Source organism: Streptomyces sp. SudanB25_2051 (assembly GCF_964272635.1).
In the GTDB taxonomy this organism is placed as follows: Bacteria; Actinomycetota; Actinomycetes; order Streptomycetales; family Streptomycetaceae; genus Streptomyces.
Genome location: NZ_OZ186787.1, coordinates 1,585,647 through 1,609,524 on the forward strand (window position 1 = coordinate 1,585,647; position 23,878 = coordinate 1,609,524).

Sequence of the window (23,878 nt, forward strand, 5' to 3'; positions counted from 1 at the left end):
CCGCACACGGGAGTTGCCTCGACGCGCGGCGCTGACGAAGCCCGCGCGGAGGAGGGGGAAGAAGGGGCCGAGAAGCCCTAGCGCATTCGCTTGCTCACGTGACTGCTCCCTCGGGACCAGGACCCCAGGGTGTGCAGGGGTCCGCGCTTGCCGCGGACCTCGCTGCCCGCGGCCTGGTCTTCACCCGGGGCACCCCGCCACGGACGGAGGGTTGCCGGACAGCGGGCCGGGGCCGTAGTCGCTGTCACTCATGACCTTGCCGAGCATCCTGCCACACACCCCCGGTCGCGCCGCAAGACGGACGTCCGGATGGCGGACAGACCCCGCGCGCCGGGCGCCCACCGAACCCGCCGCGCCCCCCTCGTACGCCTGTGGCGCCGCGCCCCTCACGGACGCGGCGCCACAGGCACACGGGGGTTCAGCTGTTGCTGGCCCGCACCCAGCGCTCCAGGACCTCGCGGGCCGCGCCCGAGTCGATGGACTCGGCGGCCTTCGCCATCCCGGCCCGCAACTGCTCGGCCAGCGGCGCGTCCACCGGGTCCAGCGCCACCAGCGCCGCCGCGGAGTTCAGCAGCACCGCGTCCCGCACCGGCCCGGTCTCCCCGGCCAGCAGTCGGCGCGCCACATCGGCGTTGTACGAGGCGTCGGCGCCGCGCAGGGCCTCCACCGGCACCACGTCGAGGCCCACGTCCCGCGGGTGGAAGGCCTCCTCGCGCACGGCCCCGTCCCGTACGACCCACACCCGGGACCCGGACGTCGTGGTCAGCTCGTCCAGGCCGTCGTCGCCCCGGAACACCAGCGCCGACGAGCCGCGCTCGGCGAGCACGCCCGCCAGGATGGGGGCCATCCGCGCGTCGGCGACGCCCGTCGCCTGGGCGCGCACCCGCGCCGGATTGGTGAGCGGGCCGAGGAAGTTGAACGTCGTCCGGATGCCCAGCTCCTTGCGGGCCGCGGCGACATGCCGCAGCGCGGGGTGGAACTTGACGGCGAAGCAGAAGGTGATGCCCGCCTCCTCCGCCACCTCGGCGACCCGCTCCGGGCTCAGCTCCAGATTGACGCCGAGCTTCTCCAGGACGTCGGATGCTCCCGACGCGGAGGAGGCGGCGCGGTTGCCGTGCTTGACCACCTTCGCGCCCGTACCGGCCACGACGACGGCCGACATGGTGGAGATGTTGACGGTCTTCGCGCCGTCCCCGCCCGTGCCGACGATGTCCACGGACGGGCCCGGCACGTCGATGGTGCGGGCGTGGGCGTACATGGTGCGGACGAGGCCGGAGATCTCCTCCACGGTCTCGCCCTTGCCGCGCAGCGCGACGGCGAACCCGGCGATCTGCGCGTTCGTCGCCTCGCCGCTCAGGATGCGCTCCATCGCCCACGCGGTCGCGTCCGCGTCGAGGTCCCGTCCCGAGAGCAGGGTGTCGAGGACGACGGGCCAGGAGCGGCCCGCCGCGGTAGAGCCTCCAGCGGGTGGCACAGCGCTCATGGTCGCTCCTGGGTCCGTGTCGAGGTTGACGGGTCCAGCCTAGCGAGCCCCGGGGACGGCAAAGAGCCCCGTCCGTTGACTGGACGGGGCTCTCGCCGTGGCGATCGACTGGGTTCCCCCGGGACCGCGGCCCCGGGGGAAGGGGGATCAGTGGTGGCCGTGGCCCGCGCTGATCTCCTTGTACTCCTCCACCGTGGCCTTGGGGATCTGGTTCCCCTCGCCGTAGTAGCCCTTGCTGAGCTTCGCGCGGAGCTTCTGCCCGCGGGTCGGCTTCCGCTCGACACCGTTCTCGTCGACCGTCGGGCCGATCTCCGCCGGCTGGTACTGCTCGTGCGCGGTGAGCGCGTGCAGCTGCGCCTGGCTGAGCGGCTCGTGGACCTCGACGAACTCACCGTGCGGCAGCCGCTTGATGATGCCGGTCTCGCGGCCGTGCAGCACCTTGTCGCGGTCGCGGCGCTGGAGACCCAGGCAGATCCGCTTGGTGACGATGAAGGCGATGACCGGTCCGACGAAGAAGAAGATCCGGACGAACCAGGTGACCGCGTTGATCGACAGGTGGAAGTAGGTGGCGACGATGTCGTTGCCACCGCCGATCAGCATGATCATGTAGCCGGTGATCCAGGCGACGCCGAGCGCGGTGCGCGTCGGGGCGTTGCGCGGGCGGTCCAGGATGTGGTGCTCGCGCTTGTCGCCGGTGATCCACGCCTCGATGAACGGGTAGACCGCGATCGCGGCCAGCATCACGCCGAACAGGACCAGCGGGAGGAACACGCCCAGGACGAACGTGTGGCCCCACACGTTGATCTCCCAGCCGGGCATGGCGCGGATGAGACCCTCGGCGAAGCCCATGTACCAGTCGGGCTGGGCGCCGGTGGACACCATGTCCGGGCGGTACGGGCCGAGGGCCCACACCGGGTTGATGGTGAACAGCGCGGCGATGACCGCGATGACACCGAACACCAGGAAGAAGAAGCCGCCGGCCTTGGCCATGTACACCGGCAGCAGCGGCATGCCGACCACGTTCTTGTTGGTGCGGCCGGGGCCCGCGAACTGCGTGTGCTTGTGGTAGAAGACCAGGATCAGGTGCGCCACCACGAGGCCGAGCATGATGCCCGGCAGCAGCAGGATGTGGATCGAGTAGAACCGGGCGACCATGTCGTGGCCGGGGAACTCGCCGCCGAAGAGGAACATCGACAGGTACGTGCCGACGACCGGCACGGACAGGATCGCACCCTGCGTGAAGCGCACACCGGTGCCGGAGAGCAGGTCGTCCGGGAGCGAGTAGCCGGTGAAACCGGTGAACATGCCCAGGACGAACAGCAGGAAGCCGAACAGCCAGTTGATCTCACGCGGCTTGCGGAACGCGCCGGTGAAGAAGACGCGCATCATGTGCACGAACATGCCGGCGATGAAGATCAGCGCGGCCCAGTGGTGGATCTGCCGGATCAGCAGACCACCGCGGACGTCGAAGCTGATGTCCAGCGTCGAGGCGTACGCCTCGGTCATCCGGACGCCCTGCATCGGCACGTACGAGCCGTGGTACACGATCTCGTTCATGCTCGGGTGGAAGAACAGCGTCAGGTACACACCCGTGAGGATGATGATGATGAAGCTGTAGAGGCAGATCTCACCCAGCATGAAGGACCAGTGGTCCGGGAAGATCTTCCGCATGTTGGCCTTGGCCAGGGAGTAGATCCCGAGCCGGCCGTCCGCCCAGTCGGCCACCCGCTCACCGGCGGGCGCCTTCCGCTTCGTGTCGTATGCGGTGCTCATCCGCGCTCCCAGAATGCAGGACCGACCGGCTCCTCGAAGTCGCCGAGCGCCTCGAGGTTGCCCTTGTCATTGACGCCGATCCGCAGCTGCGGAAGGGCGTGACCGGCAGGGCCGAAGATGACGCGGGCGCCGTCGGACAGGTCGAAGGTGGACTGGTGGCACGGGCAGAGGACGTGGTGGGTCTGCTGCTCGTACAGGGAGATCGGGCAGCCCACGTGGGTGCAGATCTTGGAGAACGCGACGATGCCGTCGTGGGACCACTCGAGCTCGCGCTTGTCCTTGATGTCCTCCGGCTGGATCCGGACGATCATCAGGGCATCCTTGGCGATCTTGTTGTTGAAGTCGTGGTCCTCCTCGCTCAGGCCCTCCGGCATGGCGAAGGTGAGCGAGCCGACCGCGACGTCCTCGGGGCGCAGCGGCTCCATCGTGTTCATGTTGATGAGCTGCTTGCCCTTCTGCCACGAGGTGTGGAAGAGCTTCTTCTCGGGCAGCGGACCCAGCTCGCGCAGCAGCACGAGGCCGGAGAGCGGCACCATGGCCAGCGCGCCGAACATCGTGTTGCGGATCAGCTTGCGCCGGCCGATCGCGGACTCCTCCGCACCCTGGGCGAAGTCGGCCATGACCTTGGCCCGGACCTCGGCGGGAGCCTCGATCGGGTGGCGCTCGTCGGCGATCTCCTCGTCGGACATCAGCGTGCGGGCCCAGTGGACCGCGCCGGCGCCGATGCAGAAGAGGGCGATGCCCAGCGTCAGGCCGAGCGACAGGTTGGTCGCGCTCACATGGCCGAGCGGCCACACGTACACGATCTTGTCGACCGGGAAGATCACGAACGAGGCGATGAAGGCCACGGTGGCCAGCATCGACGTCGTGAAGAGCAGGGCGACCGTGCGCTCGGAGCGCTTGGCGGCCCGCTCGTCGATGTCCTGGATGCGGGGCTTGTGGGGCGGCAGCCCCGGGTCGGCGAACGGGTTCTCGGCTAGCGCCTTGCCGTGCGCGCTGTCCTGCTCGCTCGGCAGGCTCTCTTCGGAAATCTCTTGGCTACTCATGACTTCTTGGCCTTAGCGGTGTGGGCCGCGACCCAGATGGCGACAGCGATCAGCGAACCAAGACCGAAGATCCAGCCGAACAGGCCCTCGCTGACCGGTCCCAGGCCGCCGAGCGCGAAGCCGCCGGGGGTCGGCGTCTCCTCACCGTTCACGGCCTTGATGTACGCGATGATGTCCTTCTTCTCCTTCTCCGGCATCGTCGTGTCGGGGAAGGACGGCATGTTCTGCGGGCCGGTCTGCATGGCCTCGTAGATGTGCTTCTCGCTGACGCCGTCAAGGCTCGGCGCGTACTTGCCCTCGGTGAGCGCGCCACCCTTACCGGTGAAGTTGTGGCACTGGGCGCAGTTGTTGCGGAACAGCTCGCCGCCCTTGGCGACGTCCGCCCCTTCCACGCTGTACTGCTTCTCGGTGGGGGTGATGGGACCGGCGCCGAGCGACGCGATGTACGCCGCGAGCTGGTCGATCTGGGCCTGCGTGTAGATGTTCTTCTTCCGCGGGACCTGGGCGCCCGGCTGCTGCGCGGGCATACGGCCGGTGCCGACCTGGAAGTCGACGGCGGCGGAGCCGACGCCGACCAGGGACGGACCGTCGGAGGTGCCCTGACCGCCGGTGCCGTGGCAGCTGGCGCAGCCGACGGTGTAGAGCTTCTTGCCCTCCTCGATGGCGAGGGACTGGGCGGTCTCATCGGCCTGGGCCGTGCTCGCGGGTGCGAACGCGGCGTACAGCCCCCCAGTGGCCGCCAGCGCGAGAAGTAGGACGACGACCGCCGCCAGCGGATGGCGTCGTCGTGCGGAGAGCTTTTTCACGGATTACCCCGGTGTCAGGATCTTCTGCGTCGATGCTTGCTGGAACTTCGGGTCTTGCCCGATTACTTGATCATGTAGATCGTGGCGAAGAGGCCGATCCAGACGACATCGACGAAGTGCCAGTAGTAGGACACGACGATGGCGGCGGTTGCCTGCTCGTGAGTGAACCGCCTCGCTGCGTACGTCCGGCCGAGAACCAGCAGGAACGCGATGAGGCCACCCGTCACGTGGAGGCCGTGGAAGCCCGTGGTCAGGTAGAACACGGAGCCGTACGGGCCGGAGGAGAGGGACATGCCCGCCTCCTTGACCAGCTCGGTGTACTCGAGGACCTGGCCGCCGATGAAGATCGCGCCCATGATGAACGTCACGATGAACCAGGCGCGCAGCTTCTTCACGTCGCCGCGCTCGGCGGCGAAGACGCCGAGCTGGCAGGTGAGGGAGGAGAGCACCAGGATCGTGGTGTTGGTCGCCGAGAACGGGAAGTTCAGGTGGCCCGCCTGCTCGGACCAGTATTCGGCACCCGTTACCGAACGCAGGGTGAAGTACATCGCGAAGAGGGCCGCGAAGAACATCAGCTCGGAACTCAGCCAGATGATGGTTCCGACGCTGGTGAGGTTCGGCCGATTGACCGACGGGTGCGCGTGCCCGGTATCTACTGTCGTTGCTGTCGCCACGACCGACATTATGTCGGTCGCTTATCCCGCCCTCACTCCGGGGGGTGCCGTTCGGAGTGTCCCCGCCCCCGGCCGGCCCCCCGAGCGGCCTCGAACGGCCCATCGAAGCGGCGTTCCGGGCGGTGTCGGACCGGTGTTGACGGGCGGTGTGACGGAGTAGCATCCGCCGCATCGGTTACCGAGCACTGCCCGTTACGAACTCGGAGGAACCATGCAGTCCAGCGCCACCGTACTGGTCTACAGCGACGACGCGAACACCCGCGCGCAGGTGCGGCTGGCGGCCGGGCGGCGCCCCGCGGCCGACGTTCCCCCGGTCGAGTACGTCGAGTGCGCGACCCTGCCGGCCGTGCTGGAGCGGCTGGGCCAGGGCGGGGTCGACGTGTGCGTGCTGGACGGCGAGGCCGTTCCGGCGGGCGGCATGGGCGTGTGCCGGCAGATCAAGGACGAGGTCTTCGACTGCCCGCCGGTGCTGCTGCTGATCGGGCGGGCCCAGGACGCGTGGCTGGCGACCTGGAGCCGGGCCGACGCGGCGGTGACGCTGCCGGTCGACCCGGCGGAGCTGGCCGACTCCCTGGCGGGGCTGCTGCGCAGCCGGCTGTCCGTGGAGGCCTGAGCCGGCCTCCGGGGCCCCTGCGCGCCGGGCGCGCCGCTCAGAGCGGGCGGGGGCTCAGCCGGGCCGGGGTGGCGCCCTCGCGGGTGGTCGCCTGGACGGCGCTGCCCTGACGCCACCGGTCCCAGGGCAGGTTCCAGTCGCCGAAGCCGTTCCCGAACGGGGTCATCTCCTCGCCCTGGCTGTTGACGACCTGGACGATGTCGCCGCGCCGGATGTTCTCGAAGAACCAGGCGGCGTTGGAGGTGGACATCCCGACGCAGCCGTGGCTGACGTTGGCGTACCCCTGCGAGCCGACCGACCAGGGCGCCGCGTGGACGTACTCGCCGCTCCAGGTGACCCGAGTGGCGTAGTGGACGGGCAGGTCGTACGACTCGCTGCTGCCCTCGGCGATGCCGACGGTGGTGCTGCGCATCCGTACGAAAGGCTGCTTCTCCAGCACGACCTTGACGCCGTTGCGGGTGGCGAAGCCGGGCTTGCCGGTGGTCACCGGAATGGTGTTGATCACTTCTCCGTTGCGCTTGACCACCATCTGGTGGGTGGAGGCGTCGGTGATGGCCTCCACCCGGTCGCCGATGTCGATCCTGAGCGGCGGGGTGGCCGTGCCGTAGACGCCGCGCTCGACGTGCACCCCGGCGAGGGTGCTGGTCAGGGTGACGGACGCGCCGGCGGGCCAGTACTCCCGGGGCCGGAAGTGCAGCTTCTTGTCGTCGACCCAGTGCCAGGCGCCGGTGACCTCGGGCGTGGAGCTGACCTTCAGGGAGCGTTCGACGGCCGCGCGGCCCGCCTGGGAGGTGACGGGGGCGCTGAGGGTGGCCGTGAGGGGCTGTCCGACGCCGTACTTGCCCGCCTCCGGGCCGAATTCCACCTTCACGACCTTCTCCGCCCTGGCCGTCTGGAAGGCCAGCGTACGGGCGCCGGGGGCGCCGTCGCTGTTCTCGGTGGCGACGCGGACGGTGTAGCGGGCACCGGCGGTGAGCGGCGCCGTGGAGCGCCAGCGGCGGCCGTCGGAGGAGAGCTCTCCGGCCAGGTGGTGGCCGGCCTCGTCGACGGCGGTGACGTCCGTGATGCGGGCGTCGTCGTCCTTGGCGGTGATGGCGAGGGGCTTGTCGAGGGGCGCCTCGCGGTTGTCGGGGAGGCCGGCGAACGCGATCTGCCGTGCGGCGTCGTAGGGACGCGCGGCGAGCGGGTGGCCGTCCGGCCCGTCGGAGCAGCCGGCCGCGCCGGCACCTGCGGCGACGACCAGCAGGGAGCAGCTGAGGGCGATGCGGACGCTCGGCTTGTGGCTCATAAGCACACCGTAGGAACGGCTGTCGAACGCGGCACGCCGGATGGCTGCAAAAGAGGGACCCGGCGGCCTCCTTACGGAAGACCGCCGGGTCCCTCTCACCGCTGCGGGTGGTTACTGGTTCTGGTTCTCACCACGGTAGTACTCGAAGACCCAGCCCCAGATGCCGATCAGGATGACCGGCAGGGAGAAGAACATCAGCCACCAGTCGAGGGCGACGCCGAGGAAGGCGAACGCGCCACCGATGGCCAGGGAGAGCGGCTGCCAGCTGTGCGGCGAGAAGAAGCCGAGCTCACCGGCCTCGTCCGCGACGTCGGCCTCCTTGTCGTCCTGGGCCATGGCGTCCACGCGCTTGGCCGTGAAGGCCAGGTAGTAGCCGACCATGATCGCCAGGCCGAAGGCCATGAACAGCGCGGTGGTGCCGACCGGCTCCTTCGACCACAGGCCGTACAGCACGGCCATGGCCAGGATGAAGAAGCTCAGCCAGATGAACATCTTGCCCTGGATCTTCACTTGCCGGCCTCCTTGCCGCCGACCAGCGCGGTGTCCTTGCGGCCCTGGTTCTCGAGCTGGTCGATCGCGGAGATCTCAGGGTGGTGCAGGTCGAACGCCGGGGATTCCGAGCGAATGCGCGGCAGCGTGAGGAAGTTGTGGCGCGGCGGCGGGCAGGACGTGGCCCACTCGAGCGACCGGCCGTAACCCCACGGGTCGTCGACCTCGATCTGCTTGCCGTACTTGGCGGTCTTCCAGACGTTGTAGAAGAACGGCAGGATCGACATGCCCAGCAGGAACGAGCTGATCGTGGAGACCGTGTTCAGGGCGGTGAAGCCGTCCGCGGCGAGGTAGTCCGCGTAGCGGCGCGGCATGCCCTCGGCGCCCAGCCAGTGCTGGACGAGGAAGGTGCCGTGGAAGCCGATGAACAGCGTCCAGAAGGTGATCTTGCCGAGGCGCTCGTCCAGCATCTTGCCGGTGAACTTCGGCCACCAGAAGTGGAATCCGGCGAACATCGCGAAGACCACGGTGCCGAAGACGACGTAGTGGAAGTGCGCGACGACGAAGTACGAGTCGGAGACGTGGAAGTCCATCGGCGGCGAGGCCAGGATCACACCGGTGAGGCCACCGAAGGTGAAGGTGACCAGGAAGCCGATCGTCCAGAGCATCGGGGTCTCGAAGGACAGCGAGCCCTTCCACATGGTGCCGATCCAGTTGAAGAACTTCACACCGGTCGGGACCGCGATCAGGAAGGTCATGAAGGAGAAGAACGGCAGGAGCACACCGCCGGTGACGTACATGTGGTGGGCCCACACGGTCACGGACAGACCGGCGATCGCGATGGTCGCGGCTACCAGGCCGATGTAGCCGAACATCGGCTTGCGGCTGAAGACCGGGACGATCTCCGAGACGATGCCGAAGAACGGCAGCGCGATGATGTACACCTCGGGGTGGCCGAAGAACCAGAAGAGGTGCTGCCAGAGCAGGGCACCGCCGTTGGCCGGGTCGAAGATGTGCGAGCCGAACTTCCGGTCGGACTCCAGCGCGAAGAGCGCGGCGGCCAGCACCGGGAAGGCGAGCAGGACCAGGACACCGGTCAGCAGCACGTTCCAGGTGAAGATCGGCATGCGGAACATCGTCATGCCGGGGGCGCGCATGCAGATGATCGTGGTGATGAAGTTGACCGAGCCGAGGATCGTGCCGAAGCCGGAGAAGGCCAGACCCATGATCCACATGTCGGCGCCGACACCCGGGGAGCGGACGGCGTCCGACAGCGGGGTGTAGGCGAACCAGCCGAAGTCGGCGGCACCCTGCGGGGTGAGGAAGCCGGCCACGGCGATGATCGAGCCGAACAGGTAGAGCCAGTAGGCGAACATGTTCAGCCGCGGGAACGCCACGTCGGGCGCGCCGATCTGCAGCGGCATGATCCAGTTCGCGAAACCGGCGAACAGCGGCGTCGCGAACATCAGCAGCATGATCGTGCCGTGCATCGTGAACGCCTGGTTGAACTGCTCGTTCGACATGATCTGCGTGCCGGGACGGGCCAGTTCGGCGCGCATGAAGAGCGCCAGCAGACCGCCGATGCAGAAGAAGACGAACGAGGTGACCAGGTAGAGCGTGCCGATCGTCTTGTGATCGGTGGTCGTCAGCCACTTCACGGCGACGTTGCCGGGCTGCTTGCGCCGGACGGGCAGCTCGTTCTCGTACGGCTCCTTCGAGCCGTCAGCTGCCGTGGCGGCACCCTGAGGTTCGTTGAGGATGCTCACAGTTGGTTCTTCTCCGCATTCCTGGCCGGGTCCGTCTGCTGAATGCCCGACGGGATGTAGCCGGTCTGCCCCTTCTCGGCCAGCTCCTTGAGGTGCTGCTGGTAGCGCTCAGGGGAGACGACCTTGACGTTGAAGAGCATCCGGGAGTGGTCGACGCCGCACAGCTCGGCGCACTTGCCGAGGAAGGTGCCCTCCTTGGTGGGGGTCACCTCGAAGGCGTTGGTGTGGCCCGGGATGACGTCCTGCTTCATCAGGAAGGGGACCACCCAGAAGGAGTGGATGACGTCGCGGGAGGTCAGGACGAACCGGACCTTCTCGCCCTTGGGCAGCCACAGCGTCGGGCCCGGGTTGCCGTTCTGGGGGTTCCGCGTCCCCGGGATGCCGAAGTCGTGGACGCCCTCGGCACCGGCGGGGAACTGCTTCTGCCACTTGTCCGGAATGGCGGCAAGCTCCGGGGAGGGCTTGGCGCCCGTGGCGGCGTCGCCGTCCACGTTCTCGATGTAGTTGAAGCCCCAGCTCCACTGGTAGCCGACCACGTTGATGGTGTGAGCCGGCTTTTCGGAGAGAGCGAGGAGCTTGGACTCGTCACGCGCGGTGAAGTAGAAGAGCACCGAGACGATGATGAGCGGGGTGACCGTGTACAGCGCCTCGATGGGCATGTTGTACCGGGTCTGCGGAGGAACCTCGACCTTGGTGCGGCTGCGCCGGTGGAAGATGACGCTCCACAGGATCAGGCCCCACACGAGCACGCCCGTGGCGAGCGCAGCCGCCCACGAGCCCTGCCAGAGGGAGAGGATCCGCGGGGCCTCTTCCGTCACCGGGGTGGGCATACCGAGGCGAGGGAAGTCCTCCCAGTTGTACGAGCAACCGGTGGCGGTAGCCAGGATCAGGCCCGCAGTCAGCACCTGCGGCAGCTTCCGCCGCATCGGGCGCCGCGACGAGCGGTCGGAGCCGTTGGGACTCACGTAGCGCCTTCCCGAGAGTCTCGCCCGCGGGTTCGGCTGCGGCCGTCTCGCTGGTCGGTCGCCGCCCTGACGCGGGCAGGGGTTTGGATGTTTATGCGGACCAAACCCTACTGGACGCTATTTGGCGTCGCGCGGGGAGGGTGCCCAACGCGCCGCCGGACCCCTCTTTCGGGTCGGGAACGCAGGTGGCGGGCCCGTTCGCGGGCCTCCGGACGGTACGGAGTTAGCGTGTCGGTGTGGCCTACTTCGACGTCGCTTCCTCCGCTCCCCTGCACCCCGTCGCACGCCAGGCGCTCCAGGCGTCCCTGGACGAGGGGTGGGCCGATCCCGCGCGCCTGTACCGGGAGGGGCGGCGCGCCCGGATGCTGCTGGACGCGGCGCGGGAGGCCGCGGCGGAGGCGGTGGGGTGCCGCCCGGACGAGCTGACGTTCACCCCTTCGGGGACGCACGCGGTTCACTCGGGCGTGGCCGCGGCGCTGGCGGGGCGCCGGCGGACGGGGCGGCACCTGGTCGTGTCGGAGGTGGAGCACTCGTCGGTGCTGCACGCGGCGGAGGCGCACGAGGCGGCCGGCGGGGCGGTGGCGCGGGTGCCGGTGGAGCGGACCGGGGCGGTGGTCCCGGAGGCGTACGCGCGGGCGCTGCGCGAGGACACGGCGCTGGCGTGCCTGCAGTCGGCCAACCACGAGGTGGGCACGGTGCAGCCGGTCGCGGAGGTGGCCGGGGCGTGCCGGGCGGCGGGGGTGCCGCTGCTGGTGGACGCGGCGCAGTCGCTGGCGTGGGGGCCGGTGGAGGGCGACTGGTCGCTGCTGGCGGGCAGCGCCCACAAGTGGGGCGGCCCGGCGGGCGTGGGGCTGCTGGTGGTGCGCAAGGGGGTGCGGTTCGCGGTGCCGGGGCCGGCGGACGAGCGGGAGTCGGGGCGGTCGCCCGGGTTCCCGAACCTGCCGGCGATCGTGGCGGCGGCGGCTTCGCTTCGGGCGGTGCGGGAGGAGGCCGCGGCGGAGGCGGGGCGGCTGCGGGGCCTGGTGGAGCGGATCAGGGCGCGGGTGGCGGCGTCGGTGCCCGAGGTGGAGGTGGTGGGCGACCCGGAGCGGCGGCTGCCGCATCTGGTGACCTTCTCGTGCCTGTACGTGGACGGTGAGGCGCTGCTGCACGAGCTGGACCGGTCCGGTTTCTCCGTTTCGTCTGGTTCGTCGTGTACCAGTTCGACGCTGACGCCCAGCCATGTCCTGCGGGCGATGGGTGTGCTGTCGGAAGGAAATGTCCGGATCTCGCTCCCCCTGGGGGTGGCGGAGGAGGAGGTGGAGCGCTTCCTGGAGGTGCTGCCGGGGGTGGTGTCCGGGGTGCGGGAGCGGCTCGGGGCTCCGGTGGCCGGGCCGGCCGGGGACGTGTCCGGCGGGGGCGGCGAGCTGGTGGTGGACGCGCTGGGCAAGCGGTGCCCGGTGCCGGTGATCGAGCTGGCGAAGGTGATCGGCGACGTGCCGGTGGGCGGGACCGTGCGGGTGCTCGCCGACGACGCGGCGGCCCGGCTGGACATCCCGGCGTGGTGCGGGATGCGGGGCCAGGAGTACGTGGGCGAGGAGCCGGCGGACGGGGGCACGGCGTACGTGGTGCGGCGGCGGGCCTGAGCCCCCGCGGCGCCGAACCGCTCCGCCGCGCCCCCGCGGTACGGGTGGGCGCGGCGGAACCGGCGTGCCTCAGGACAGGTGCGCGCGGACCTCGGCGGCGGCCTCGTCGCCGTACGTCTTGGTGAAGCGCTCCATGAAGTGGGCGCGGCGCAGGGTGTACTCCTGCGTGCCCAGCGTCTCGATGACCAGCGTGGCGAGCATGCAGCCGACCTGGGCGGCGCGCTCCAGGCCGACGCCCCAGGACAGGCCGGACAGGAAGCCGGCGCGGAAGGCGTCGCCGACGCCGGTCGGGTCGACCTTGGCCTCCTCGTCGGGGCAGGCGACCTCGATGACGGGTTCGCCGACGCGCTCGATGCGCACGCCGCGGGCGCCGAGGGTGGTGACGCGGTGGCCGACGCGGCCGAGGATCTCCTCGTCGCTCCAGCCGGTCTTGGACTCGATGAGGCCCTTCTCGTACTCGTTGGAGAAGAGGTACGTCGCGCCGTCGAGGAGCGTGCGGATCTCCTCGCCGTCCATGCGGGCGATCTGCTGGGAGAAGTCGGCGGCGAAGGGGATGGAGCGGCTCCGGCACTCCTCCGTGTGGCGGAGCATCGCCTCGGGGTCGTCCGCGCCGATGAGCACCAGGTCCAGGCCGCCGACGCGGTCGGCGACGGCCTTCAGCTCGATGAGCCGGGCCTCGCTCATGGCGCCGGTGTAGAAGGAGCCGATCTGGTTGTGGTCGGCGTCGGTGGTGCAGACGAAGCGGGCGGTGTGGAGGACCTCGGAGATCCGTACGGACTCGGTGTCCACGCCGTGCCGGTCGAGCCAGGCGCGGTACTCGTCGAAGTCGGACCCGGCGGCGCCGACGAGGATCGGGCGGGCGCCCAGCTGGCCCATGCCGAAGCAGATGTTCGCGCCGACGCCTCCCCGGCGGACGTCGAGGTTGTCGACGAGGAAGGAGAGGGAGACCGTGTGCAGCTGATCGGCGACGAGCTGGTCGGCGAATCGGCCGGGGAAGGTCATGAGGTGGTCGGTGGCGATGGAGCCGGTGACTGCGATACGCACGGCGGGATGCTCCTGCGGGGAGACAGCATGGACAGTTCACGCTACCGGGTGACGGGCCACCCGCGAAGAGCGGAAACTACCCGATAGTAGGTCTTCTCGGTCGGGCGTGGCCTGCGTACGGTGCCGATATGGCGAACAACATCACGCGTGAGCGGCCCGAGCCCGAGGTCACCCTGGCGGAACTGCGCGGGGACTCCGCGCGGATGGCGCCGCACTGGAGGGTGCCGGCGGTGGCGGCGCCCGCGCCGGTGCCGCCTTCGCTGATCCACGGGGTGGTGGTGGAGCCTTCGTCCGTCCGGCTCATCGCGGCCACCGCGGAGTACGGCGTCTGACACCCGTACGGCTCAGGGAACCGCTCGCCCGTCCGCTCCGTCACACCCCTGTCTCCGGTCAGACGGGGATACGACTGGTGACGTGGACCGACGAAGGAGCGTTGCGGTGAGCGAGACGGAGACCAGCACGGATGTGCGCCCGGGCCGGCGGCGGCCGCCGCTCGCGGCCGCTTGGGTGGCGGCCGCGGTGCTGGTGGCGGGCGGCGGGACGTATCTGGCGGTGGCCCCTTCCGGCGGCTCGGACGCGGTGTCGACGGGCGCCGCGGTGGACGGGCGCGGCGGGCCCGCCCTGTCCCCGTCGCCCGGCGGCACGGCACCGGGCGGCGAGGGCACGGGGCCGGGCATCGCGCCCGGTGAGCCGGACCCGTACGGCGGTGACCGGTACCGGGTGGCGGGCCCGCTGCCGGACGCGCCGGAGAAGGGCCACGCGTACCGGGCGCCCGGGAAGGTGACGGCGGCGGACGCGGCCCGGCTGGCGAAGGCCCTGGGCTTCACGGCGCCGCCGGTGAAGGGCCCGGTGGGCTGGCGGGTCGGCCCGCAGAAGGACGGCTCGGGCCCGTCGCTGAACGTCTACGAGACCGGGGACTGGCGGTACGAGGCGCGCGGCCCGGTCGGCGACGACTGCGCGCGGGGCAAGCGGTGCGGGACCGGCCCGGGCGACCGGCCGGTGAGCGACGAGGCGGCCCGGCGGGCCGTGGCGCCGATGCTGAAGGCGCTGGGGATGGCGGACGCCGCCGTGCGCTCGGAGACGCGGGAGTCGATGCGGCGGGTGACCGCCGAGCCGCGGGTCGACGGGCTGCCGACCCTGGAGTGGGGGCCGGAGTTCACCGTGGACCCCGGTGGCGGCGTGGTCGTCGCCGAGGGGCGGCTGCGCGACCTCGCGCGCGGTGAGGCGTATCCGGTGATCAGCGCGGAGCAGGCGGTGCGCGAGCTGAACCAGACGGTGGGCGCGGTGTGGCCGAGGAGGGGCGTCGGCGGCTGCGCGACGCCCGTGCCGCACGGGGACGGCGCCGGCGCGCCGCAGGCCGGGGTGCCGGGTGCCGCCGGAGCGGGCACCGGGGGTGCGGCCGCCCACGACGTCGGCGCCGTGGACCCGGGCGCGGGCGTCCAGGGGGCCGGCGCCGACCCGTCCGGTCCGTGCGAGCCGGGCACGAAGCCGCCGAAGGGGCCCGGTGAGCCCCAGGTGACCATCCGCGGCGCCGTGCTCGGGCTGTCGCCGATGTCCGGGCGCACCGGGGCGACGCTGGTGCCGACGTGGCTGTTCGAGGGCGAGCGGGACGGGCGGCCCCACCGGTTCGGCTACCCGGCGGTGCCGCTGGAGCGGCTGTACCCGAAGGCGGAGCCGTCGCAGCTGACCGTCCATCCGTACACGCCGCAGGACCGGCGGCTGCGGGTGTCGTTCGGCGGCGGGGTGTGCAACCCGTACCTGGTGCGGGTCTACGAGACGGACTCGCAGGTGCGGCTGCGGCTGTTCGAGATCCCGGGCGGGCCGAATCGGGCCTGCGTGGCGATCGCGCTGGAGGTGGAGGCGACGGTGACGCTGGACGCGCCGGTCGGGAAGCGCGCCGTGGTCGACGCGGCGACGGGCCGCCCCCTGCCGGGGCCGGGCGCGCCGGTGCGGTGACGCACGGGCCGGGGCCCGCGGGCCCCGGCACGGCGGCGGCTCGGCGCGGTGCGCGGGCCGCCGGTGCCGGCCGGCGGGGCCGGGCGCGGCGTACGGCTCCGCCGGTGAGCCTCCGTCCGCCTGCGCGGGGCGCGGGCGGGCGGCGCGCGTCGACCGGGCGCGGCGGCAGATGCGTGATGGCGCGCGGCAGGCGGAAAGCGGCGGCCCCCGGACCGGGAGGGGTCGGGGGGCCGTCGTTTCGGCGTGGGCGGGCGCGCCGCCGTCAGCGGATCAGCTGAAGGAGTCGCCGCAGGCGCAGGAACCCGTGGCGTTCGGGTTGTCGATGGTGAAGCCCTGCTTCTCGATGGTGTCGACGAAGTCGATGGAGGCGCCGCCCAGGTACGGAGCGCTCATGCGGTCGGTGACGACCTTGACGCCGTCGAAGTCCTTGACGACGTCGCCGTCGAGCGAGCGCTCGTCGAAGAAGAGCTGGTAGCGCAGGCCCGAGCAGCCACCCGGCTGAACGGCGACACGGAGCGCCAGGTCGTCGCGGCCTTCCTGGTCGAGCAGGGCCTTGACCTTCGCCGCGGCGGCGTCCGTCAGGATGATGCCGTCACTGACAGTGGTCTTCTCGTCCGATACGGACATCTGCTTTTCTCCCGGGTTGTTCGGAGACTGCTTGCCGACGGGTGCAACCGGCGGGGTCGCCGATTCATTCCGGGCCGCGCCCGGTCCTTCCCTTTCATGCTCGCACACCGCGTCGCGCGCAAGCACCGGCCTGTGGACCGCGAATTCGTCACATCGACACTATGGACATCGTCAAAGTGACGCGAGCCGGTTATGATAGATAGCGTCAATTAGACGAAAAGGCTCAGTAGAAAGGGTGCGTGACGTGACCACCGCCCAGCCCCTGGATGTCCAGCCGACGCCGCTCGCCCTGCTGCTGCTCGGCCGCGAGGCCGACCCCAAGAGCGAGCGGGGCGTCGAGTGCCCCGGCGACCTCCCCTCGCCGTCCGACCCGGACCTGGTGGAGCGCGCCCGCGCTGCCAAGGAGAAGCTCGGGGACAAGGTGTTCGTCCTCGGCCACCACTACCAGCGCGACGAGGTCATCCAGTTCGCGGACGTCACGGGCGACTCCTTCAAGCTCGCCCGGGACGCGGCCGCCCGGCCCGAGGCGGAGTACATCGTCTTCTGCGGTGTGCACTTCATGGCCGAGTCGGCGGACATCCTGACCGGCGACGACCAGAAGGTGGTCCTGCCCGACCTGGCCGCCGGCTGCTCGATGGCCGACATGGCCACCGCCGAGCAGGTCGCCGAGTGCTGGGACGTCCTCACCGAGGCGGGGATCGCGGACGTCACCGTCCCGGTCTCGTACATGAACTCCTCGGCCGACATCAAGGCGTTCACGGGCCGGCACGGCGGCACCATCTGCACCTCGTCCAACGCCCGGCGCGCCCTCGACTGGGCCTTCGAGCAGGGCGAGAAGGTCCTGTTCCTGCCCGACCAGCACCTCGGGCGCAACACGGCCGTGCGCGACATGGGCATGTCCCTGGAGAACTGCGTCGTCTACAACCCGCACAAGCCGAACGGCGGGCTCACCGCCGAGGAGCTGCGCGGCGCGAAGATGATCCTGTGGCGCGGGCACTGCTCCGTGCACGGCCGGTTCTCGCTGGACTCGGTCAACGAGGTCCGCGAGCGCATCCCGGGCGTCAATGTGCTGGTGCACCCCGAGTGCCGGCACGAGGTCGTCGCCGCGGCGGACTACGTGGGCTCCACGGAGTACATCATCAAGACCCTGGAGGCGGCGCCCGCCGGGTCGAAGTGGGCCATCGGTACGGAGCTGAACCTGGTGCGGCGACTGGCGAATCGTTTCGCCGACGAGGGCAAGGAGATCGTCTTCCTCGACCGGACCGTGTGCTTCTGCTCCACGATGAACCGGATCGACCTGCCGCATCTGGTGTGGGCGCTGGAGTCGCTGGCCGAGGGCAACCTGGTGAACCGGATCCAGGTGGACGCCGAGACCGAGCACTTCGCCAAGCTGGCGCTCGAGCGGATGCTGGCGCTGCCGTAACCGCCGCGCCGCGCGCATGCCCGAGGGGCGCCCCCTGGTGGGGGGGGCGCCCCTCTTGGCGTTTCCGCGTGCGCGGGGGTTTCTTGTACGGACCCGGAGCCGGGGGGTCCCGGCGGTGCCGGGTGCGCGGGGCGCGGGTACGGGTTGCGGGCGCCGCCCGTCATGGGCGGTGCCCACCCGTTCCGCCCTGCGGAACGATTGCCCACAGCAAGACCGGCCGGGTGCCCGTAGCGGTACCGGCCGGGTATCCGCAGCAGGCTCGGGGGCCGCCGCGGGCCCCGCCGGGTTGGGGGCGGGGCCCGCAGCGGGGTGGTGTCAGCGGGTGGCGGCGGCCAGGGAGTCGGCGCCCTCCTCCGTACCGGCCTCCGGGGTGGCCGTGCCGCGCTTCGCCGCACGCTTCGCCGCGCGGCGTTCCTTGCGGAGCTCGACCATCGCGTAGAGCGTCGGCACCAGGAGCAGCGTCAGGAGCGTCGAGGTGATCAGGCCGCCGATCACCACGACCGCCAGCGGCTGGGCGATGAAGCCGCCCTCGCCGGTGATGCCCAGCGCCATCGGGACCAGGGCGAAGATCGTGGCCAGCGCGGTCATCAGGATCGGGCGGAGCCGGTGGCGGCCGCCCTCGACGACCGCCTCGACCACGCCGAGGCCCTGCGCCCGGTACTGGTTGATCAGGTCGATCAGCACGATCGCGTTGGTGACCACGATGCCGATCAGCATCAGCAGGCCGATCATCGCCGGGACGCCCATCGCCGTGTCCGTGGCGACCAGCAGGCCGATCGCGCCCGTCGCCGCGAACGGCACCGACACCAGCAGGATCAGCGGCTGGACCAGGCTGCGGAACGTCGCCACCAGCAGCATGAACACGATCGCGATGGCCGCGAGCATGGCCAGGCCCAGGTTGGCGAACGCCTCCTGCTGGTCCTCCGAGACACCGCCGATGGACGCGGTCGCGCCGTCCGGCAGATCCAGGGCGTCGATCTTCTTCTGGAGTTCGACGCTGACGGCGCCCGTGTTGTCGCCGGTCGGCCTCGCCGTGATCGTCGCGGCCCGCGAGCCGTCGATGCGGGTCATCGAGACCGGTCCGGGGACCAGCCTCACATCCGCGATGTCGCCGAGCCTCACCGGGCCGAGCGGCAGCGCCCGCAGCTCCGCGAGGGTGCGGGCGGGCCTGGCGGAGGTGATGACGACGTCCCGCTCGGTGTCGTCCAGGACCGCCTTGCCGGCCGGGGTGCCGCGCACCGCCTGGGCGACGGCCATGCCGAGCGCCGCGTCGCCGAACCCGGCGTCGGCCGCCTTCGCGGTGGCCCGCACGGACACGCGCGGCACCGACTGGGCGAGGTCGCTCTGCACGTCGGTGACGTCCTTCAGCTCGGCCACCTCCGCCCGTACGGCCTCCGCGGCCTCGCGCAGGGTCTTGGCGTCGGCCGCCTTGACCACGACGCTCAGATCCTGGTTGCCGAAGCCGTCGCCGGCGGCGATCGTCGTGTCGCCGATGCCCTCGAGCCGGCCCAGCTCCTCGTCGATCCGGTCCCGGACCTCCTCGGACGACGCCGACTCCGCCAGCTTCACCTGGTACGACGCCTGGTTGGCGCCCGTACCGCCGCCGAACGCGGCCATGAAGCCGGACGAGCCGACCGTCACCTGGTAGTCCTCGACGCCCTCGGCCGACGCGAGGACCTTCTCGACCTTCTTCGCGGCCGCGTCCATCGCGTCCAGGCTGGTGCCCGCCGGCAGCTTCTGCTTGACCGACAGGACGGTCTGCTCGCCCTGGTCGAAGAAGTTCGTCTTCAGCAGCGGCGCCATCCCGAAGGTGCCGAGCAGCACCACGACGGCGATGCCCAGGCTGGTGAGGCGGCGGCGCGTCGCGAAGCGCAGCACCGGCACGTACATCCGCTGCAGGCGGCTGCGGGCCTCCTTCTCCTCGGCGGCGCGGCGCGCCTCGTCCGGGTCGGCCGACGTGCCCTTGGGGGCGCGCAGGAACCAGTACGACAGGACCGGCACGACCGTCAGCGACACCAGCAGGGACGCCAGCAGCGCGGCCGTCACGGTCAGCGAGAACGAGCCGAACAGCTCGCCCACCATGCCGCCGACCAGGCCGATGGGGAGGAAGACGGCGACGGTGGTCAGCGTCGACGAGGTCACCGCGCCGGCCACCTCGCGCACGGCCGTCAGGATCGCGGGCCGGCGCTCCTCGCCGTAGCCGAGGTGCCGCTTGATGTTCTCCAGCACGACGATCGAGTCGTCGACGACCCGGCCGATGGCGATGGTGAGCGCGCCGAGCGTCAGCATGTTCAGCGACAGGTCGCGGCTCCACAGCACGAGCAGCGCGAGGACGACGGACAGCGGGATCGACACCGCCGTGACCAGGGTCGAGCGGATCGACGCCAGGAACACGAGGATGACGAGGACCGCGAAGACCAGGCCGAGCGCGCCCTCCGTGGTGAGGCCGGAGATCGACTTGGCGACTGCCGGGCCCTGGTCGGACACGACGGTCAGCTCGGCGCCCTCGCCCAGGTCCTTCCGCAGGTCGGGCAGCTTCTCGGCGACGGCGTCGGAGATGGCGACGGCGCTGCCGTCCTGGTCCATCGTCGCCATCACGGCGAGGCTGGGCCTGCCGTTCGTCCGGGTCAGGGAGGTACGGGCGGACTCCTCCTGCTTCACGGTGGCGATGTCGCCGAGGCGGACCGCCCCGCCCTTGCCGGGCTGCGCCGGCGGGATGCGCAGGTCCTCGATCTGCTTCAGGGTGGTGAAGCCGCCGCCGACCTGCACGGTGCGGCTCTCGCCGGCCTCGGCGAACGAACCGGCCGGGACGGTGGCGCCGCCCGACCGGAGGGCGTCCGCGAGCTGGACGGTCGTCAGGCCCGCTGCGGCGAGCTTCCGGTCGTCGGGCGTGACGGAGACCTGGAGGTCCTGGACGCCGCTGACGGAGACCTGGCCGACGCCCTCGATCTCCTCCAGGGCGGGCACGACGGTCCGCTCCAGCAGGTCGGCGAGGGCCTGCTGGTCCTTGGCCGTCGACGACGCGGCGAGGACGACGGTCGGGATGTCGTCGGTGGAGCCGGCGACGACCTGCGGGTCCACACCGTCGGGCAGCAGGGCGCGGGCGCGGTTGACCGCCTGCTGGACATCGGCGACGAGCTGCTTGGTCGACTCGTCGCCGTAGTCGAAGGTGGCCATGATCAGGGCGTTGCCCTCGCTGGCCGTCGAGGTGACGCCCTTGATGCCGTCGACGGCTTCGAGGGAGCTCTCCAGGGGTTCGACGACCTGCTTCTCGACCACGTCGGGCGAGGCGCCCTGGTACGGCGCGAGGACCGAGACCATGGGCAGTTCGATGGACGGCAGGAGCTGCTGCTTGAGCTGGGGTATCGCGATCGTGCCGAAGACGAGCGCGACGATCGACATCAGGCCGATGAGGGCCCGCTGGGCGAGGCTGAATCTGGACAGCCAGGACATGGCGTCGTGGGTCTCTCTTCCGGATGTGGCGCGGCGTGGCCGCCCGGACCGCCCGCGGCCGCCGCCGGTGCGGCGGGGCGGGAGGCGGATCGGGCAGGGGTCGGGAGGGTCGGGCGTACGGACCCTCACACCATCCGCCATCGGGGAGGGTGGTTCCCTCGCCCCCAGGTCCATTCCTCGCGCCGCCCGCTACCACGTTCGGAGTACGCCGGAGGGCCCCTCAGTCCACCCTCGGGCGTACCAGCCCCGACTCGTACGCGAAGACGACCAGCTGGGCGCGGTCGCGGGCGCCGAGCTTCGCCATGGCCCGGTTCACATGGGTCTTGACCGTCAGCGGGCTCACCGCGAGGCGCCCGGCGATCTCGTCGTTGGACAGCCCGGCGGCCACCAGCCCGAGGACCTCCCGCTCGCGGCCCGTCAGCCCCGCGAGCCGCTCGGCGTGCCCGCCCGGCCCGCCGGGGCGCCCGCCGCCGGCGGCGGCGCCGTCTCCGTCCGCGTCCGCCGTCAGGTCGTACGGCCCCGGCGGGCCCTGCGCGAGGAACCTGGCGATCAGGCCCTTGGTGGCGGCGGGCGACAGCAGGGCGTCACCGGCGGCGGCGACCCGGATGGCGCTGAGCAGCTCGTCCGGTTCTGCGCCCTTGCCGAGGAAGCCGCAGGCCCCGGCGCGCAGCGACCGCACGACGTACTCGTCGACCTCGAACGTCGTCAGCATCACCACGTGGACGTGGGCGAGCGCCGGGTCGGCGGAGATCTCGCGGGTCGCGGCGAGCCCGTCCGTACCGGGCATGCGGATGTCCATCAGCACCACGTCGGGCGAGGTGGCGCGGGTCAGGGCGACCGCCTCGGCGCCGTCGGACGCCTCCCCGACGACCCGCATGTCCGGCTCCGACTCGACCAGCACCCGGAACGCGCTGCGCAGCAGGGCCTGGTCGTCGGCGAGCAGCACCTTGATCGGCTCGTTCGTCGTCATGGGACCAGGTCCTCCCCGGAGCGTGCGGTGAGGGGAAGTATCGCCTGTACGCGGAAGCCGCCCCCGTAGCGGGGGCCGGTGGACAGGGCGCCGCCGAGGGCCGCGACCCGCTCGCGCATGCCGAGCAGGCCGTGTCCGCCGGACCGTTCGGGGGGCGGCTCGGCGGGTGCCTTGACGCGGGCGGCGGGGGTGCCGCCGTCGTCGAGGACGGTGATCTCGATGGTCGGGCCGACCCGCAGGACGCTCACCTCGGCGGTCGCGGCCGGGCCGGCGTGCTTGCGGACGTTGGTGAGGGCCTCCTGGACGATCCTGTACGCGGCGAGGTCGACGGCCGCCGGAAGGCGCGTGTCCTGGTCGGTGCGGGCCAGGCGCACGGGCAGGCCGGCCTTGCGGAAGGTCTCCAGCAGGTCGTCCAGGACGCCCAGGCCCGGCGCGGGCTCCGTGGGGGCCTCCGGGTCGCCGGACTGGCGCAGCAGCCCGACCGTGGCGCGCAGCTCGTCCAGCGCGGAGCGGCTGGCGTCCCGGACGTGCGCGAGGGCCTCCTTCGCCTGGTCGGGGCGGCGGTCCATGACATGGGCGGCGACCCCGGCCTGGACGTTCACCAGGGCGATGTGGTGGGCGACGACGTCGTGCAGGTCACGGGCGATGCGCAGGCGCTCCTCGGCGACCCGGCGGCGGGCCTCCTCCTCGCGGGTGCGTTCGGCGCGTTCGGCGCGCTCCCGTATGGCGTCCACGAACGCGCGGCGGCTGCGGACCGCGTCGCCCGCCGCCGCTGCCATGCCGGTCCAGGCGAAGACGCCCAGGTTCTGCTGGCTGTACCAGGGGGAGGAGCCGAAGGACATCGCGGCGGCCGTCAGGACGGTCATGGTGGCGAGGCCGACCCGCCAGGTGGTGGGCCGGTCGGTGCGGGAGGCCACCGTGTACAGGGCGACGACGGCGCTCATCGCGACGGGCGCGGGCGGGTCGCCGGCCACGAACTCGGCGACCGTCGCGGCGGCCGTGCAGGCGAGCACCGCCTTGGGCGCGCGGCGCCGGGCCACCAGGGCGGCGGCGCCCGCCACCATCAGGACGACACCGGCCGGGCGGGGCGAGCGGGTGCCGAAGGTGGGGCCGGTGCCGTTGCCGTGCGGGTCGGCGAAGGAGCCGAGGACCATCGCCCCGAGGACAGCCGCGGCCAGGAGGGCGTCGCAGGCGAGCGGGTGCGCGCGGAGCCAGTCGCGGCAGCGGGTGAGGGCGTTTCCTTGGGCCGGCACACCGAGAGGGTAGCCCCGGCGGCGGAGCCTCCCCGCCGGCCGCCACCCGCGGGTGGACGGCGGGGCACGGACGTGCGAGGGCACGGACGTGCGGGGGCGCGCCGAGGGAGCGGCGGCGGGGTGCGGGGGTGCGCCGCCCGCGAAGGGGCGACGTGCCAGGGGGTGTGCCGGATGCGCGGCTGGACGGCCGGATCGGCGCCGGACCGGCGGGAGGGCACGGTGGAAGGGGGCCGTGCCGCCGCGCCCGAGGGCTCCGGGCCGGCGCCTGCGCCCGTGCGTCCGGATCGGCGCCGTACCCGCTACACCGGCGGGATCAGGCCGTCGTCGGAGAGCAGGGCGCGCACGTCGTCCAGGGTGGCGTCCGGGGAGGGGAGGATCAGCTCGGACGGCTCCAGCGAGTCGTCGGGGAGCGGCTCCCCCAGCTCGCGGACCCGGTCCAGCAGGGCGTGCAGGGTCCGGCGGAAGCCGGCCTCGTCACCGGTCTCCATCTCCGCGAGCAGCTCGTCGTCCAGCTCGTCCAGCTCGGCGAAGTGCCCGTCGGCCAGGCTGACCTGGCCCTCCCCCATGATCCGTACGATCATGTCGCGCCGTCCTTCGGTCTCGGATCGGAGGCCCGCGTCGGGC

Annotated in this window: 20 protein-coding genes and 1 riboswitch; of the genes, 5 read left to right on the forward strand and 15 right to left on the reverse strand. The window is 71.6% G+C overall.

Annotation, left to right across the window (positions count from 1 at the left end; all coding sequences use genetic code 11):
- Positions 1 to 138: 138 nt before the first annotated feature.
- A riboswitch (SAM riboswitch) is annotated at positions 139 to 256 on the reverse strand.
- 162 nt (positions 257 to 418) lie between these two features.
- The 5 genes from trpD to ctaE all read right to left on the reverse strand — a co-directional run bounded on the left by trpD (position 419) and on the right by ctaE (position 5,791).
- Positions 419 to 1,483: an anthranilate phosphoribosyltransferase gene (gene trpD / locus ACSUPT_RS07015; RefSeq protein WP_351965564.1), complete on the reverse strand. Its 1,065-nt coding sequence runs from the start codon at positions 1,481 to 1,483 to the stop codon at positions 419 to 421.
- 147 nt (positions 1,484 to 1,630) lie between these two features.
- Positions 1,631 to 3,256 (reverse strand): cytochrome bc1 complex cytochrome b subunit, encoded by a 1,626-nt coding sequence (gene qcrB, locus ACSUPT_RS07020; protein WP_351965563.1) that lies wholly within the window; start codon positions 3,254 to 3,256, stop codon positions 1,631 to 1,633.
- Positions 3,253 to 4,302, reverse strand: coding sequence for a cytochrome bc1 complex Rieske iron-sulfur subunit (gene qcrA / locus ACSUPT_RS07025; RefSeq protein ID WP_351965562.1), 1,050 nt, complete (start codon positions 4,300 to 4,302; stop codon positions 3,253 to 3,255). The genes qcrB and qcrA overlap by 4 nt, the downstream gene beginning before the upstream one ends.
- The gene (gene qcrC, locus ACSUPT_RS07030) at positions 4,299 to 5,108 is read right to left on the reverse strand and encodes a cytochrome bc1 complex diheme cytochrome c subunit (RefSeq protein ID WP_351965561.1); all 810 of its coding nucleotides are present in this window, start codon (positions 5,106 to 5,108) and stop codon (positions 4,299 to 4,301) included. The genes qcrA and qcrC overlap by 4 nt, the downstream gene beginning before the upstream one ends.
- Positions 5,109 to 5,170: 62 nt before the next feature.
- Entirely contained in the window at positions 5,171 to 5,791 is a 621-nt protein-coding gene (gene ctaE / locus ACSUPT_RS07035) for an aa3-type cytochrome oxidase subunit III (protein WP_023589066.1), read from the reverse strand.
- 202 nt (positions 5,792 to 5,993) lie between these two features.
- On the opposite strand from ctaE, the gene ACSUPT_RS07040 reads away from it, so the two are divergent.
- On the forward strand, positions 5,994 to 6,395 hold the full coding sequence (locus tag ACSUPT_RS07040) for a hypothetical protein (protein ID WP_351965560.1): 402 nt from the start codon (positions 5,994 to 5,996) through the stop codon (positions 6,393 to 6,395).
- A gap of 37 nt (positions 6,396 to 6,432) precedes the next feature.
- On the opposite strand, the gene ACSUPT_RS07045 is transcribed toward ACSUPT_RS07040, so the two are convergent.
- The 4 genes from ACSUPT_RS07045 to ctaC form a co-directional block, all read right to left on the reverse strand.
- Positions 6,433 to 7,683: a L,D-transpeptidase gene (locus ACSUPT_RS07045; protein ID WP_351965559.1), complete on the reverse strand. Its 1,251-nt coding sequence runs from the start codon at positions 7,681 to 7,683 to the stop codon at positions 6,433 to 6,435.
- 111 nt (positions 7,684 to 7,794) lie between these two features.
- Entirely contained in the window at positions 7,795 to 8,193 is a 399-nt protein-coding gene (locus tag ACSUPT_RS07050) for a cytochrome c oxidase subunit 4 (RefSeq protein WP_351965558.1), read from the reverse strand.
- Entirely contained in the window at positions 8,190 to 9,938 is a 1,749-nt protein-coding gene (gene ctaD, locus ACSUPT_RS07055; protein ID WP_351965557.1) for an aa3-type cytochrome oxidase subunit I, read from the reverse strand. Before ctaD ends, ACSUPT_RS07050 begins: the two co-directional genes overlap by 4 nt.
- The gene (ctaC, locus tag ACSUPT_RS07060; RefSeq protein WP_351965556.1) at positions 9,935 to 10,903 is read right to left on the reverse strand and encodes an aa3-type cytochrome oxidase subunit II; all 969 of its coding nucleotides are present in this window, start codon (positions 10,901 to 10,903) and stop codon (positions 9,935 to 9,937) included. Before ctaC ends, ctaD begins: the two co-directional genes overlap by 4 nt.
- 236 nt (positions 10,904 to 11,139) lie before the next feature.
- Between ctaC and ACSUPT_RS07065 the strand changes: the two genes are divergently transcribed.
- Complete coding sequence (locus ACSUPT_RS07065) at positions 11,140 to 12,528, forward strand: cysteine desulfurase/sulfurtransferase TusA family protein (protein WP_351965555.1); 1,389 nt, start codon at positions 11,140 to 11,142, stop codon at positions 12,526 to 12,528.
- A gap of 69 nt (positions 12,529 to 12,597) precedes the next feature.
- Here ACSUPT_RS07065 and ACSUPT_RS07070 read toward each other — a convergent pair whose 3' ends face one another.
- Entirely contained in the window at positions 12,598 to 13,572 is a 975-nt protein-coding gene (locus ACSUPT_RS07070; RefSeq protein WP_351965554.1) for a carbohydrate kinase family protein, read from the reverse strand.
- Positions 13,573 to 13,700: 128 nt separating this feature from the next.
- On the opposite strand from ACSUPT_RS07070, the gene ACSUPT_RS07075 reads away from it, so the two are divergent.
- Positions 13,701 to 13,904: a hypothetical protein gene (locus ACSUPT_RS07075; protein ID WP_351965553.1), complete on the forward strand. Its 204-nt coding sequence runs from the start codon at positions 13,701 to 13,703 to the stop codon at positions 13,902 to 13,904.
- Positions 13,905 to 14,010: 106 nt separating this feature from the next.
- On the forward strand, positions 14,011 to 15,528 hold the full coding sequence (locus ACSUPT_RS07080) for a hypothetical protein (RefSeq protein ID WP_436943731.1): 1,518 nt from the start codon (positions 14,011 to 14,013) through the stop codon (positions 15,526 to 15,528).
- Positions 15,529 to 15,798: 270 nt separating this feature from the next.
- Here the strand turns inward: ACSUPT_RS07080 and erpA are convergent, their stop codons facing one another.
- A complete protein-coding gene (erpA, locus tag ACSUPT_RS07085; RefSeq protein WP_023589056.1) occupies positions 15,799 to 16,155 on the reverse strand; it encodes an iron-sulfur cluster insertion protein ErpA in 357 nt (118 codons plus the stop codon).
- Between the two features lie 235 nt (positions 16,156 to 16,390).
- Between erpA and nadA the strand changes: the two genes are divergently transcribed.
- Entirely contained in the window at positions 16,391 to 17,578 is a 1,188-nt protein-coding gene (nadA, locus tag ACSUPT_RS07090; RefSeq protein WP_436943733.1) for a quinolinate synthase NadA, read from the forward strand.
- A 315-nt stretch (positions 17,579 to 17,893) separates the two neighbouring features.
- Here the strand turns inward: nadA and ACSUPT_RS07095 are convergent, their stop codons facing one another.
- The 4 genes from ACSUPT_RS07095 to pspAA form a co-directional block, all read right to left on the reverse strand.
- A complete protein-coding gene (locus ACSUPT_RS07095; RefSeq protein ID WP_436943735.1) occupies positions 17,894 to 21,031 on the reverse strand; it encodes an efflux RND transporter permease subunit in 3,138 nt (1,045 codons plus the stop codon).
- A gap of 220 nt (positions 21,032 to 21,251) precedes the next feature.
- Entirely contained in the window at positions 21,252 to 22,001 is a 750-nt protein-coding gene (locus tag ACSUPT_RS07100; RefSeq protein ID WP_351965549.1) for a response regulator transcription factor, read from the reverse strand.
- Complete coding sequence (locus ACSUPT_RS07105) at positions 21,998 to 23,254, reverse strand: sensor histidine kinase (protein WP_436943737.1); 1,257 nt, start codon at positions 23,252 to 23,254, stop codon at positions 21,998 to 22,000. The genes ACSUPT_RS07100 and ACSUPT_RS07105 overlap by 4 nt, the downstream gene beginning before the upstream one ends.
- Before the next feature lie 299 nt (positions 23,255 to 23,553).
- The gene (gene pspAA / locus ACSUPT_RS07110) at positions 23,554 to 23,835 is read right to left on the reverse strand and encodes a PspA-associated protein PspAA (RefSeq protein ID WP_351965547.1); all 282 of its coding nucleotides are present in this window, start codon (positions 23,833 to 23,835) and stop codon (positions 23,554 to 23,556) included.
- Positions 23,836 to 23,878: the final 43 nt, after the last annotated feature.

Bases quoted from the DNA above. Each gene is read 5' to 3' on its own strand.
- ACSUPT_RS07095 (WP_436943735.1), bottom strand. From the start codon at position 21,031: ATGTCCTGGCTGTCCAGATTCAGCCTCGCCCAGCGGGCCCTCATCGGC.
- ACSUPT_RS07040 (WP_351965560.1), top strand. From the start codon at position 5,994: ATGCAGTCCAGCGCCACCGTACTGGTCTACAGCGACGACGCGAACACC.
- ACSUPT_RS07045 (WP_351965559.1), bottom strand. From the start codon at position 7,683: ATGAGCCACAAGCCGAGCGTCCGCATCGCCCTCAGCTGCTCCCTGCTG.
- qcrA (WP_351965562.1), bottom strand. From the start codon at position 4,302: ATGAGTAGCCAAGAGATTTCCGAAGAGAGCCTGCCGAGCGAGCAGGAC.
- trpD (WP_351965564.1), bottom strand. From the start codon at position 1,483: ATGAGCGCTGTGCCACCCGCTGGAGGCTCTACCGCGGCGGGCCGCTCC.
- pspAA (WP_351965547.1), bottom strand. From the start codon at position 23,835: ATGATCGTACGGATCATGGGGGAGGGCCAGGTCAGCCTGGCCGACGGG.
- qcrB (WP_351965563.1), bottom strand. From the start codon at position 3,256: ATGAGCACCGCATACGACACGAAGCGGAAGGCGCCCGCCGGTGAGCGG.
- ACSUPT_RS07100 (WP_351965549.1), bottom strand. From the start codon at position 22,001: ATGACGACGAACGAGCCGATCAAGGTGCTGCTCGCCGACGACCAGGCC.
- ACSUPT_RS07075 (WP_351965553.1), top strand. From the start codon at position 13,701: ATGGCGAACAACATCACGCGTGAGCGGCCCGAGCCCGAGGTCACCCTG.
- ctaE (WP_023589066.1), bottom strand. From the start codon at position 5,791: ATGTCGGTCGTGGCGACAGCAACGACAGTAGATACCGGGCACGCGCAC.
- erpA (WP_023589056.1), bottom strand. From the start codon at position 16,155: ATGTCCGTATCGGACGAGAAGACCACTGTCAGTGACGGCATCATCCTG.